This window comes from Ferrimonas kyonanensis DSM 18153, from assembly GCF_000425405.1.
Taxonomy (GTDB): Bacteria; Pseudomonadota; Gammaproteobacteria; order Enterobacterales; family Shewanellaceae; genus Ferrimonas; species Ferrimonas kyonanensis.
Genome location: NZ_AUDJ01000002.1, coordinates 448,655 through 461,180, shown reverse-complemented (window position 1 = coordinate 461,180; position 12,526 = coordinate 448,655). Strand labels below are relative to the sequence as shown.

Annotated in this window: 12 protein-coding genes and 1 riboswitch; of the genes, 6 read left to right on the top strand and 6 right to left on the bottom strand. The window is 59.6% G+C overall.

Annotated features, from left to right (window positions below):
* Positions 1-2: 2 nt before the first annotated feature.
* The 6 genes from H598_RS0104630 to H598_RS0104605 form a co-directional block, all read right to left on the bottom strand.
* Positions 3-764: a thiazole synthase gene (locus H598_RS0104630; RefSeq protein ID WP_028111962.1), complete on the bottom strand. Its 762-nt coding sequence runs from the start codon at positions 762-764 to the stop codon at positions 3-5.
* Position 765: 1 nt separating this feature from the next.
* The gene (thiS, locus tag H598_RS0104625; RefSeq protein ID WP_035415261.1) at positions 766-966 is read right to left on the bottom strand and encodes a sulfur carrier protein ThiS; all 201 of its coding nucleotides are present in this window, start codon (positions 964-966) and stop codon (positions 766-768) included.
* Complete coding sequence (locus tag H598_RS0104620) at positions 963-1,706, bottom strand: HesA/MoeB/ThiF family protein (protein WP_028111960.1); 744 nt, start codon at positions 1,704-1,706, stop codon at positions 963-965. Before H598_RS0104620 ends, thiS begins: the two co-directional genes overlap by 4 nt.
* Complete coding sequence (thiE, locus tag H598_RS23335) at positions 1,696-3,255, bottom strand: thiamine phosphate synthase (RefSeq protein ID WP_035415259.1); 1,560 nt, start codon at positions 3,253-3,255, stop codon at positions 1,696-1,698. Before thiE ends, H598_RS0104620 begins: the two co-directional genes overlap by 11 nt.
* Positions 3,252-5,204, bottom strand: a complete 1,953-nt coding sequence (gene thiC, locus H598_RS0104610; RefSeq protein ID WP_051252396.1) for a phosphomethylpyrimidine synthase ThiC — start codon at positions 5,202-5,204, stop codon at positions 3,252-3,254. Before thiC ends, thiE begins: the two co-directional genes overlap by 4 nt.
* Before the next feature lie 116 nt (positions 5,205-5,320).
* A riboswitch (TPP riboswitch) is annotated at positions 5,321-5,419 on the bottom strand.
* A 132-nt stretch (positions 5,420-5,551) separates the two neighbouring features.
* On the bottom strand, positions 5,552-5,944 hold the full coding sequence (locus H598_RS0104605) for a nuclear transport factor 2 family protein (RefSeq protein ID WP_035415257.1): 393 nt from the start codon (positions 5,942-5,944) through the stop codon (positions 5,552-5,554).
* Positions 5,945-6,191: 247 nt separating this feature from the next.
* Between H598_RS0104605 and H598_RS0104600 the strand changes: the two genes are divergently transcribed.
* The 6 genes from H598_RS0104600 to phrB all read left to right on the top strand — a co-directional run bounded on the left by H598_RS0104600 (position 6,192) and on the right by phrB (position 12,524).
* Entirely contained in the window at positions 6,192-6,845 is a 654-nt protein-coding gene (locus H598_RS0104600) for a pyrimidine 5'-nucleotidase (protein ID WP_028111957.1), read from the top strand.
* 212 nt (positions 6,846-7,057) lie between these two features.
* The gene (locus H598_RS0104595) at positions 7,058-8,215 is read left to right on the top strand and encodes a galactokinase family protein (protein WP_028111956.1); all 1,158 of its coding nucleotides are present in this window, start codon (positions 7,058-7,060) and stop codon (positions 8,213-8,215) included.
* The gene (locus tag H598_RS0104590; RefSeq protein ID WP_028111955.1) at positions 8,205-9,233 is read left to right on the top strand and encodes an aldose epimerase family protein; all 1,029 of its coding nucleotides are present in this window, start codon (positions 8,205-8,207) and stop codon (positions 9,231-9,233) included. The genes H598_RS0104595 and H598_RS0104590 overlap by 11 nt, the downstream gene beginning before the upstream one ends.
* A 126-nt stretch (positions 9,234-9,359) precedes the next feature.
* Positions 9,360-10,313 (top strand): YbgA family protein, encoded by a 954-nt coding sequence (locus H598_RS0104585; RefSeq protein WP_028111954.1) that lies wholly within the window; start codon positions 9,360-9,362, stop codon positions 10,311-10,313.
* Positions 10,303-11,142 (top strand): MerR family transcriptional regulator, encoded by an 840-nt coding sequence (locus H598_RS25435; protein ID WP_051252395.1) that lies wholly within the window; start codon positions 10,303-10,305, stop codon positions 11,140-11,142. Before H598_RS0104585 ends, H598_RS25435 begins: the two co-directional genes overlap by 11 nt.
* Complete coding sequence (gene phrB, locus H598_RS0104575; protein ID WP_035415255.1) at positions 11,139-12,524, top strand: deoxyribodipyrimidine photo-lyase; 1,386 nt, start codon at positions 11,139-11,141, stop codon at positions 12,522-12,524. The genes H598_RS25435 and phrB overlap by 4 nt, the downstream gene beginning before the upstream one ends.
* The last annotated feature ends 2 nt before the right edge of the window (positions 12,525-12,526 follow it).

Below are 12,526 nucleotides of genomic sequence, written 5' to 3'. Positions count from 1 at the left end.
GACTACCCCAGAAATCCGGTCAGCGGACTGGACGCGCTGGCCTGGAAGGAGACCTGACCCAAGCCCGCCTCGTAGGCCTGACGGCCGGCCTGCACCGCCAGCTTGAAGGCCGTGGCCATGGCCACCGGATCCCGGGCAACGGCAATGGCGGTGTTCACCAATACTGCGTCGGCCCCCAACTCCATGGCGTCGGCACCCTGTGAGGGCGCGCCGATCCCGGCATCCACCACCACCGGCACACCGGCCTGTTCAATAATGATCTTCAAAAATTCACGAGTCGCCAGCCCTTGATTGGAGCCGATCGGCGCGCCTAGCGGCATCACTGCGGCACACCCTACCTCCTCCAATCGTTTGCACAGCACCGGATCGGCGTGGCAGTAGGGCAACACCACGAAGCCTTCCCGGCACAACTGCTCCGCAGCCTTGAGGGTTTCGATGGGATCCGGCAGCAGATAGCGGGGATCCGGGTGGATCTCCAGCTTAAGCCACTGGGTTCCCAGTGCTTCCCGGGCCAGGTGCGCCGCGTACACCGCTTCCTCCGCGGTCTTGGCCCCCGAGGTGTTGGGCAGCAGATTCACGCCCAGTTCACGAATGGGCCCATAGAGATCGCCCCGTCCGCCACTGAGATCGACCCGTTTCAGGGCCAGGGTGACCAGTTGCGAGCCGCTGGCCGCCAAAGCATCGATCATCAGCGTCTCTGAGGCAAATTTTCCGGTGCCGCTGAACAGCCTGGAGTCAAAGGTTTTATCGGCAATGGTAAGCACATCAGCCTCCTGCAATTACACTGAAAATATCGACGCTGTCACCTTCCCGAAGTGGAGTCTGTGACCAGCTGTTTCGTGGCACGATGCGGTTGTTTACCGCCACCGCCACCCCGGGCTGTTGTTGATTCAGTTGAGTGAGTAGCCCGGACAGGGCCATTGGGGCAATGGCTCGAGACTCACCGTTGACCTCTATCTTGATCATTGCGGTTCTCCACACACAGGGCAGTGCGGCACTCGTTCGAGATCGAACGAACGCCAACTCAGGGTTTGAGCATCAAAACGCTGCACCCGATCGCCGGGCACCGAAAGCCCCAGCAACCGACGAATGGCGATTAACGCCTGCATACCGGCTACCGATGTCAATACCGGCCCCGCCACACCGGCCTCGCGGCAGCTTCGGGGTGTGGCCTGATCGTTAACCGGGCTGAAACAGGCGAAACACGGCCCCTGACCATCCACCAGTTGCAGTTGCCCCTGCCAGCCCACCGCCGCCGCCGTAACCAAAGGCAGTCCCAGGGCGACACAGTGACGGTTGATGCAGTGACGGGCCTCGAGGTTGTCGGTGCAATCCAACACCAGATCCACCCGCTGAAGCAGCGCCGCCATAGCGCTCTCCTCCGCCATCGCCACCATCGCTTCGACCTGCAGGGCCGGATTGTGGGCCAGGGCCCAGTCCTTGGCCGCCTGCACCTTGGCCATCCCCTGCTGCTCTGGCCGGTACAACCATTGCCGCGGCAGGTTGGACAGCGACACGGTATCGGCATCGATCAGCCGTAACCGGCCGACGCCCGCCCCGGCCAGGTTGACCAATGCCGGCACCCCCAGGCCACCGAGACCGAAAATAGCAACGCACTTGTCCGCCAGCTGCTGCTGGCCTTGCTCGCCCCAGTTCGCCAGCAATATCTGCCGACCGAAGCGCAGGTAATCGGCATCATTCAGCATACAGCGCCTCCCGTTGCGGCCGCCCCTGCTCAAAGGCGTGATACAAGCCCTCCAGCGCCCGGTTGACGTCCGGCGCCTCGGTAACCGCCCGCACCACGGCCACACTGCCCACGCCACAACGGGACACGGGCTCGGCCCGGTGCAAATCGATGCCGCCGATGGCCACCGTGGGCCACTGGCCCGCGAGCAGGCGGTTGTATCGCCTCAATCGCGTCAATCCCTGGGGCTGAGAAGGCATCTGTTTGGTGGTGGTGGGAAAGATGTGCCCGAGGGCGACGTAGCTGGGATTCAGCTGCACCGCCCGCAGTATTTCGAAATAACCATGAGTCGATAGCCCCAGTTTCAGACCCGCCCGGGCAATGGCTTCCAGATCCGCATCCACCATGTCTTCCTGCCCCAGGTGAACGCCGTAGGCGCCACAATCGATGGCCAGTTGCCAATAGTCATTGATAAACAACCGAGCCTGGCAGCGCCGGGCCAACGCCACCGCCTGTTGCACCAACGGCCGAGCCTGAGTCTCATCCAGGCCCTTGACTCGCAGTTGCAAGGTTCGAACTCCCTGGGCCAACAGCCGCTCGACCCAAGCGACGGAGTCCACCACCGGATAGATTCCCAGGGTCAAGGAATCGCAGCGTGCGAACGGGGTCAGAGGCTGACGAAACGGGCCCGCAAACCCAAACTGCTGCTCCAGTGCGTCCCCGGCCAATGGCACTCGAGGAAACGCCGCCATCTGCTCGGGCCAACCGGTGCGCGCCAATGGCCCCTGTCCCTGCCCAGGGCGATAGCTTTGAAGCAAGCCCTGATGCAGATAAGCCCGGGTCAACACCAGCGCATCCTCACGGTCGTAGCCCAATGCCAGGAAGCAGGCCAGAGCCGACGCCAGGGTGCAGCCGCTGCCATGGGTGTTGTCTACGGCCAGACGTTCGCCATCCATCAGAAAGTGCCGTTCTGCGTCCAGATAGAGATCGATGCAGCGGCCAGGGATCAGGTCGAAATGGCCCCCCTTTGCCAGCACTGCCGGCGCCCCCTGGGCCATTAGCGCCCGGGCGGCGTCGGTCATAGCCCGGGGCGATGGGATCGGTTGCCCGGTCAGGGCCGCCAGTTCATCGCCATTGGGTGTCACCACATCCACGAACGGCCACAGTGGGGTAAACCGGGGTTCGGCCCCCTTGCGGCCGCTGAGCCTGGCGCCGGACGACGCCACCAGCACCGGATCCAGAATCACCGCCGGCAATGGGTCTCTAGCGGCCAACCAGTCGGCCAGCAACTGAATCTGTTCGTCGTCGGCCAACAGACCGATCTTGATGGCGGCCGGACGCAGGTCATCCCAGAGCGCATCAAGCTGGGCCACGAAGGTGGCGTTGCTGACTCGCTCTACGGCGGTGACGGCCACCGAGTTTTGAGCGGTGATGGCCGACACCACACTGCAGCCGTGGCAGCCGAGATCGGCCATGGTCAGCAGGTCGGCCTGTAGGCCGGCGCCACCGCCGGAATCCGAGCCGGCAATGGTCCAGACGATGGGCCGCGGCCCCTGTTCGGCCCCGGTCACGACTGCGTCTCCAGGGTCTCTTCGCCGCCCAGGGCATGGTACAACTGCCCACCCTGGTCCCGAAACGCCTGGGATTGCTGAGCCATTCCCTTGGCAATCTCGGCGTCATCCTGAACTTCGACCACCTGGGCCAATGGATCTCCGCTGCCATTTTTGGCGGCGTAGTCACGCACCTCCTGGGTGATTTTCATCGAACAGAATTTCGGTCCGCACATGGAGCAGAAATGCGCCACCTTAGCGCTTTCCTGCGGCAGAGAGGCATCGTGATAGGCACGGGCGGTTTCAGGATCCAGTGACAAGTTAAACTGGTCTTCCCAGCGGAATTCAAATCGTGCCAGAGACAGGGCATTGTCTCGAATCTGCGCCCCGGGATGACCTTTGGCGATGTCGGCGGCATGGGCGGCAATCTTGTAGGCGATCAAGCCCTGTTTCACGTCCTCTTTATCCGGTAATCCCAGGTGCTCTTTCGGCGTGACGTAGCACAACATGGCGCAGCCGTACCAGCCAATCATCGCCGCGCCGATGCCGGAGGTGAAGTGATCGTAGCCCGGTGCGATGTCGGTAATTTGTGGACCGAGGGTGTAAAACGGCGCTTCGAAACACTCTTGCAACTGCTTGTCCATATTGACCTTGATCAGCTGCATCGGCACATGGCCGGGGCCTTCAATAATGGTCTGAACGTCGTGTTTCCAGGCGATTTTGGTCAGCTCGCCCAGGGTTTCCAGTTCGGCAAACTGGGCCCGGTCGTTGGCATCGGCCACGCTGCCAGGGCGCATGCCATCCCCCAGAGACAATGCCACGTCGTATTGAGCACACAGCTCACAGATGGCCTCAAAGTGTTCATACAGGAAGTTTTCTTTGTGATGAGACAGGCACCACTTGGCCATGATGGAGCCACCACGGCTGACGATGCCCGTAACCCGCTCTGCGGTCATGGGCACATAACGAAGCAGCACACCGGCATGGATGGTGAAATAATCCACCCCCTGCTCCGCCTGCTCAATCAAGGTATCGCGGAAGATGGGCCAGGTCAGATCCTCGGCAATGCCATTGACCTTTTCCAGCGCCTGATAGATGGGCACGGTGCCGATGGGCACCGGACTGTTGCGGATGATCCATTCGCGAGTCTCATGGATGTGGCGACCGGTGGAGAGATCCATCACGGTGTCGGCCCCCCAGCGGCAACTCCACACCAGTTTCTCGACCTCCTCTTCGATGGAGGAACTCACCGACGAGTTGCCGATGTTGGCATTGACCTTGACCAGAAAATTGCGGCCGATGATCATCGGTTCCGCTTCCGGGTGATTGATGTTGGCCGGAATGATGGCGCGGCCGGCGGCGACCTCACTGCGAACAAACTCGGCGGTAATGTTCTCCGGCAGGTTGGCACCAAAGCTCTGACCCGGCTGGGCCTGGGTCAGAATCTCATTACGCAACCGCTGCCGACCCAGGTTTTCCCGAATCGCCACGTACTCCATTTCCGGTGTAATGACACCGTTTCTGGCGTAGTGCAACTGACTGACATTAGCCCCGGCTTTGGCCTTACGCGGTTTAGGTAACTGTTCAAAGCGCAGATGGTCAAAGCCGGCGTCCGCCAGTCGTTGCTGAGTATAATCCGAACTCACCGACGTCAGTTCGGTGGTATCGCCACGCTCCAGTATCCACTGGCGTCGCAACGGCGCCAAGCCGACACGCACATCGATGTCACTGTCAGGATCGCTGTAGGGGCCGGCGGTGTCGTACACCGGAATGGATTCGTTATCACGGGTAATGGGGTTGGCGCGGTCGCCACCGATCACCGACGGCGTCAGTTTTACCTCACGCATGCCAACCCGCAGATCGTCGCGGCTGCCGGTCAGGTAGAGTTTTTCTGAATTGGGAAAGGGGTGGCCTTTGAGGCCATCGAGGTAACGCTGGGCGTGTTCACGATTATGACGTCTGTTCGACATGAGCAATCTCCAAAATAGGTAGGGGAAATTGCTTGTCGGACGGGTTCCTGAAACGAGAATTGAGCCAGGGCAATGCCCGAAAAATCCACGGTCACTTGTAAGGGATCTCGGGCACACTCTGGCTGTAGCTTGTTTTCCTACGCAGGTACTAACCTGTTCAGGTTCCACGGATTCCGCAACGCGGTCTCAGCCCTAAGGCACTCCGACAAGACCCGAGCAGTATAGGAACTTGATCCAGGGGAAACAAGCCCCTGATTCCAGGTTTATGGCAACCGCGGTGCCGATGCCCTGTGGCCGTCACAACACTCAACGGCCGTGCAGATGGCGCCAGGGCGAAGGAATCGAACTCAGCGGGTCGCTGCCGACGCCTGCAGCAATTCGGCCATTTTCTGGTGCACCAGGTTGATGGCCTTTAACGGACGAATCATCACTTTAAATTCGGTGATCTGGCCGTCATCGTTGCAACTAATCAGGTCAACACCGTTGATCTCGATGCCATCGATCTCAGTAACAAACTCCAGCGACAGGCGGTTGCCGCCGTCGATTTTGTTGACGTAACGGAACGACGGCGTCATCAAAATTGAAAATGCCGCCTGCAGGTAGGCGTTGGTGATCGCCTTGCCTCGCTGCGGGGTGTGTACCACCGGGCTGTAGAAACACACCTCATCGGCCAGAAGTTGTGGCAGGCTCGATACGTCGCCGCTGCTGATCAGGGTATTCCAGCGCTCCATTGGGGTCATTGTTTGCTCTCCATCCATGCGATTGTTTCAAAATCCAGTCACCAAGATTACCGAAGATAACCCATAGTTCAAAACAGATGGCGACATATCGCTTCATCATCACCCATGCAGCGTTAGCGAAAACATGCGGTCAAGGGCAACGGCGGCAGTGGTTTCCCGCTGCCATTTTCATTCCGGTCACAGCCAATCTCTTGAGAGCGGGCCATGGACGGTATATTCTACCCGGCTAATTATAAGGAGTTTGCCATTGAGCCCCCTGCAAGAACGCCCCGTTTTTCTGTTTGATCTCGACAACACCCTGTACCACCCCGATGCCGGAATCCTTGATCAGGTCGGCTCGCGCATGAAGCACTACGTTGCCGACAAGCTGGCTCTGAGCCCGGAGCAAGCCACCGAACTCTGTTTTGGCTACTACCACAAGTACGGCGGTACCCTGCGCGGATTGCAGCAGCACCATCCGGAAGTGGATCTGGACGATTTCAGTGTCTACGCCCATGACGTCGACACCAGCAAACTGCATCATAATGCCGATCTGGCCGAGCAGTTGAACGCCCTGCCGCAAAAGCGCTACATCTTTACCAACGCAGCGCTTCCCTATGCCCGTCGTCTGATGGGCATCATCGGCATTGACCAGTGCTTTGACGGGATCTTCTCCGTCGAAGATACCGGCTTTAAGATGAAGCCGGATCCTCATGCCTATGAGCAAATCGCCGCCAAGTTTGGTTTTCGAGGCTGCGACGCGGTGATGTTTGACGATCAACCGGCCAACCTGGACACTGCCCAAGGTTTTGGCATTCGCACCGTGTTGGTAAATCGGCCGGACGTGCGCCAGCATAACGCCTGCTATGCCACCAGCTCGCTGACTCACTTCCTGCGCAAACTGAACCAGTCTCACTCCTGACCCGGTCATCGAAGCGCTCCATGGAGCATGGTTTAACATTGCCGTGTGACGCCACTATGCCCTATGCTCAATGAGGCACTAAGACTCACCCCAATGAGGGTGGACACCGACTGATTTCACCTTCTGGGATCGCACATGGACAGGCAGAGACCGAGACAACCGTTACCGGCCCCCTACCACTGCCCCCCGCATCATGAGCCGGGGGCAGGCTCATGAGCACACTGCAGCAGGATCTCAGCCGCCGTTTTCAGCAACAATACGGTCGGGATCCCCATGCCTGTTATCACGCCCCCGGCCGGGTCAACCTGATGGGCGCCTCCACCAGCAACCAGAACGGTCTGGTGCTGCCCTGCGCCATTGAGTTCGGCACCACATTGATGCTGGCCCCAACCCGAGGCAACATGGTTCACGCCAGCCTAAGCGACGACCTGTCGCGTCAAGCCAACTGGAATCCGGACCACTTCCCACCGACCTCGGACAAAGATCCCATGTGGATCAATCACCTTCAAGGGGTTTTGATGGCCCTCAAAGCCCGGGGCTATCGACTCAACGGGCTGAACATCATGGTGCATGCGTCCTTACCCCCTGGGGTCGCCCTCAAAGACAGTGCCTCTCTGGGCGTTGTCCTGACCTATGCCCTCAATGACCTGTTTCACCTCGGACTGTCGCCACAAGGCATCGCTCAGGTCAGCCAACAGGCCAAACGCGAGGTTAATGCCCGTCAGGACAGTCTGGTGGATCCGTTGATCAGCGCCATCGCCACCGAGGATCATGCCACGCTTATCGATTGCAAAAGCCTCAGTTGGCAAGGCATTCCCCTGCCCGATTCGGCACAACTGGTGGTGTTCAATATTCAGGGCGGCACCAGCCCCCACTGGCAAAAGGAGCTACAACGACAGGGCCAGTGCCGGCAAGCCGCCCGCTTCTTTAACCAGCCCACTCTGCGGGAAGTCACCATAGACCAGCTCAATGGAGCCCGTCAGCAGATGCACCCCGAGTTGTATCAACGGGCCCGACACGTGGTCAGCGAGAATCAACGGGTACTGGAGATGGCCGATGCCTTGGTGCAGCAGGATTACCCTGCCATTAGCCGCTTAATGGCCAGTTCACATCAATCTCTGAGTGATGACTATGCCCTGGCCAGCCCGGCCATCGATGCCCTGGTCAGGGTGGTTCGCTCTGCCCTTGGGGAGCGAGGCGGGGTTCGAATGAATGGCATAGGCTGCTACGGCGACGTGGTTGCACTGATGCCTGCGGCTATAAAATCAGCAGTTATTAAGCAAGTTATGCAAGAATTTTCCCAACAATCCGGGCTTTATGCTACCTTCATCAGCACAAGAGCCAGTTCAGGAGCCTGTCGTGTCCGTTAAGATCACCCCCCTGTCCCCCTGGGAGCATTACCGCGTCGGTGAGCTGCCAAGAATTCAGATTGAAAATGATCACCTTCGCCTGGAAGTACTGGCGTTGGGTGGCATCGTCCGCAAGCTGGAGTTAAAGCGACCGGATGGCCGCTGGCAAAACCTGGTTCTGGGATGTGACAGCGCCGGCGATTACCTGTCTCAGAAAGCCTGCCTGGGATCGGTAGTGGGTCGCTGGGCCAACCGCATCGCCAATGGCCGCTGCCTGGTGGATGGCTACGAACTGGAGCTGGATGCCAACCTCTATCCCCACCACCTCCATGGTGGCCTGGCGGGATTCCATCACAAGGTGTTTGCCCTGACCCCCATCGACGATGGCATCAAGCTCAGCCTCAGCAGCGCCCACGGAGAGGCCGGTTTCCCAGGTAACCTGCAACTGGAGGTGTTCTACCGTCTCAAAGGCAGCCAATGGCTGGTAACCATGAACGCCGAAGTGGATCGCCCCTGCCCGGTCAACCTGACCCAGCACAGTTACTTTAACCTCGGCGGGCCAATCACCGGCTATCAACTGCACAGTAACGCGCCTTACATTGTCATGACCGACAAAGAAGGCATTCCGGTCACTCTGGAAGAGACCAGCCGTAATCCCCTGGATCTCAACCCCAACCCCAGCATCGGCGAGCTGATGGACCAACCATTGGAAGCACTGCGCCAGGTGGGCGGTCTCGACCACTGCTACCTGTGGCCCGACGACGATGCCCAGCTCAAGACCCGGGCACAGCTGCTGTCGCCGGCCTCCGGCATCAAGCTGACGCTCCTCAGCGATCAACCTGGCCTGCAGTTGTACACAGGTAACCATTTGGGAGGCACCCCCGCCTATGACGGCAAGTGCTACAAGCACCACCAAGGCATGGCGCTGGAGCCCGGCCTGTGGCCCGATGCCCCTAACCAACCGGGGCACACCAAGGGGATTTTACGCCCCGGCGAGACCTATCAACACCATACGGTCTACCAATTCGACAACGTCTAAGTCCCTATCCATATTAAAAAATCCGCCAGCTGGCGGATTTTTTTTGCCTAATTAATTGTACAAGACTTGCAAAGCTGTATAACTATGGTCTAGCTTTATCGTTAAAGTTATACATGAGGAAAGGCCATGTACAAGTTTAACCAACACCGCATTCAAGTGGGGATCAGTGCCTGCCTGCTGGGAGAGAAAGTGCGCTTTGACGGCGGCCATAAGCAGAGCCGCTTCTGCCAGGACGACCTGGGCCAGCATGTGCAGTTTCGCCCCATCTGCCCCGAGGTCGCCATCGGCATGGGCACCCCGAGGCAGACCATTCGCCTGGTGGCCGCCGACAAGGTGCGGGTTAAAGCCTCCGACGGCAGTTTCGACGTCACCGAGCCGCTGAACGACTTCTCCCGCGCCACTTCCGCCACCCTGGGATACCTCAGTGGTTACGTATTCTGCGCCAAATCCCCCACCTGCGGCATGGAGCGGGTCAGCCTGTACCAGCCAGACAGCAACAATTCGGTCCGGGAAGGGATCGGTGTCTTTGCCCGGCGCATCATGATTGACCATCCCAACCTGCCGGTAGAAGAGAACGGCCGTCTTAATGATCACAACCTGAGAGAGAACTTTGTCACTCGTGTGTTCGCCTACCACGACTGGCAGCAACTGCGTCATCAAGGCCTCAGCGCCGACGCCCTGTACCGCTTTCACGCCAGATACAAATACCTGTTGATGGCCCACGATCTGCAGGTGTACAAGAGCCTGGGCAAGGAGCTGGCCAACGCCGGCTCCGACCTGACCACCTTTGCCGACCGCTATGAATCTCAGTTTATGGGGGCGCTGAAACGGCACGCCAGCCGCAAGGCCCATACCAACGTCCTACAGCACATTCAGGGCTATTTGAAACGGGAACTGAGCAGCCAGGAGCGAGTCGCCCTGGCCGAGTGCATCGATAAATATCGCCGCGGCCTGCTGCCTCTGCTGGCGCCAATCGCGCTACTGAAGCACTACATGACCCTGTATCCCAACCCCTACATCAACGAACAGGTTTACCTGAATCCTCACCCGGAAGAGATGCAACTGCGTTATGAACACTGATTACACCTTGGCGAAATACCCGATCCGTGAGGTCTCGGCCCGCACCGGCGTCAACTCGGTCACCCTTCGGGCCTGGCAGCGGCGCTTTGGCCTGCTGAATCCGCAGCGCACTGCCAAAGGCCACCGGCTCTACAGCGAGCAAGACATCGACACCATTGAGACCATCGTCGGCTGGTTGGAAAAGGGGGTGGCCATCAGTCAGGTCAAACCCCTGCTCGACACCCCGAATGCCGACGTCGATGCCGATCACTGGCAGCAACAGATCGATGGCTTAATGGCTCAGGCTCTTAACCTCAATGGCGAGGGATTGCAGCAGCAATTGGATCACCTGACGGCCATGTACCCCTTTTCCCTGGTCAGCAACCGGGTGCTGCAGCCCTGGCTGTCACAATGGCACAAACAGATTCAAGCACGGGCGGATGCCGAGGCGCTGGACAGCTGGCTACTGACCCAACTGTCACTGCGGCTGTCGACCCGGTTTACCCTGACCAACCAGAATAATCCCGGCCCCGCCGTCGCCCTGATTCACCTTGGCATAACGCCTGCCATCTCCCGGCAACTGCTGGATCTGGAGTGGGCCCTGGCCGGCGTCAGGGTACAGCCCCTGGCCCTGACCACCCTGACCAGCCTGCCGCTGATACTTGATAGGCTACTGCCGCGGCCACTGCTGCTGAACCTTGCGGCCAAGCCGGCGGCCAGCGACCTCAACGTTATTCGACAACTGACTCAGGCCGGCCACAGCCTGCTGTTGACTGGCGAGTTCGCCCAGATGCACAGCCAGGAGCTGGAGCTGGCGGCCGTTCCCTGCCACAAGGAGGCGTTGCAATGACAGTGATCTGGTTTCGGCGCGATCTGCGCATCGAGGACAACCCCGCTTTAACGGCCGCGGTGGCCAGCGGCGCTCCGGTAACCGCGCTGTACATCAGTTCACCGGCCCAGTGGCAGAGCCACCATGTGGCGCCGATACAATTGGATCTGACCGAACGGGCACTGAATCTGCTAGGCCGGCAACTGGCGGCCATTGGCATACCCCTGCACCACCTGGTGGTGCCCTGGTACCGCGACATTCCGGCGGCACTGAAACAGTTCTGCCAGCAGCAGCAGTGTCAACGGGTGTTTGCCAACCGCGACCACGAAGTCAACGAGCAGCAGCGGGATCAGCGGGTGGCCGACAGCGGCATCGAGCTGTCCCTGCACCACGGCGACTGCCTGGTGCCGCCTGGCAACGTCACCACCGACAGTGGCGACATGTACCGGGTGTTTACCCCGTTTCGGCGCCGCTGGCTGCAACAGCTGCGGCAAACCCTGACGGCGCCACTGCCGGCCCCAAGCGCAGGCCCCGCCCTTGCGGCTCCGGTACCGATTCAATTGACGGTCCACACCACAAGCAGCGGCGCCTGGGCGGTGAGCGAGTCAAGCCTTCGCACCATGCTGGCCGAGTTTGTCGACCAGCGGGTCAACCGGTACCACCTGCAGCGGGACCTTCCCGATATCGACGCCACCAGCCGTCTGTCCCCCTATCTGGCTTTGGGAATGATATCGCCGCGACAATGCCTGCACCAGTTGCTGCTACGAGCCCCCTGGGCTCTGGAGCAAGCCGAGTCAGGGCCCTTCACCTGGCTCAGTGAATTGGCCTGGCGAGAATTTTACCGGCACCTGATCGTAGCCTGGCCTAAACTCTGTAAAGGTAAGAATTTCAATCCTCTGGGTGACAATATTCAATGGAATGACCGACCCGATCTGTTTGATGCCTGGTGCCAGGGACGCACCGGCTACCCGCTGGTGGACGCGGGCATGCGCCAACTGCAACACAGCGGCTGGATGCACAATCGCCTGCGCATGGTAACCGCCAGCTTCCTGACAAAAAACCTGCTGATCGACTGGCGTCACGGTGAGCGCTGGTTCTCACAACACCTGATCGACGGCGACCTGGCTGCCAATAACGGGGGCTGGCAGTGGTGTGCCAGCACCGGCTGTGATGCGCAGCCTTACTTTCGCCTGTTCAATCCGATTCGGCAGAGCGAAAAATTCGATCCACAGGGTGACTTCATTCGTAAATACGTCCCAGAGTTATCTGATTTAGATAACAAAATGATTCACATGCCGAACGATGAACGGCGCCCTGACGATTACCCGGCACCGGTGGTGAACTACCGTGACAGCCGGGCACTGGCATTGTCGCGCTTCTCGGTGATGAAAAAAGGAACTTAACT

Bases quoted from the DNA above. Each gene is read 5' to 3' on its own strand.
- H598_RS25435 (WP_051252395.1), top strand. From the start codon at position 10,303: ATGAACACTGATTACACCTTGGCGAAATACCCGATCCGTGAGGTCTCG.
- H598_RS0104585 (WP_028111954.1), top strand. From the start codon at position 9,360: ATGTACAAGTTTAACCAACACCGCATTCAAGTGGGGATCAGTGCCTGC.
- phrB (WP_035415255.1), top strand. From the start codon at position 11,139: ATGACAGTGATCTGGTTTCGGCGCGATCTGCGCATCGAGGACAACCCC.
- thiC (WP_051252396.1), bottom strand. From the start codon at position 5,204: ATGTCGAACAGACGTCATAATCGTGAACACGCCCAGCGTTACCTCGAT.
- H598_RS0104595 (WP_028111956.1), top strand. From the start codon at position 7,058: ATGAGCACACTGCAGCAGGATCTCAGCCGCCGTTTTCAGCAACAATAC.
- H598_RS0104605 (WP_035415257.1), bottom strand. From the start codon at position 5,944: ATGACCCCAATGGAGCGCTGGAATACCCTGATCAGCAGCGGCGACGTA.
- H598_RS0104620 (WP_028111960.1), bottom strand. From the start codon at position 1,706: ATGCTGAATGATGCCGATTACCTGCGCTTCGGTCGGCAGATATTGCTG.
- thiS (WP_035415261.1), bottom strand. From the start codon at position 966: ATGATCAAGATAGAGGTCAACGGTGAGTCTCGAGCCATTGCCCCAATG.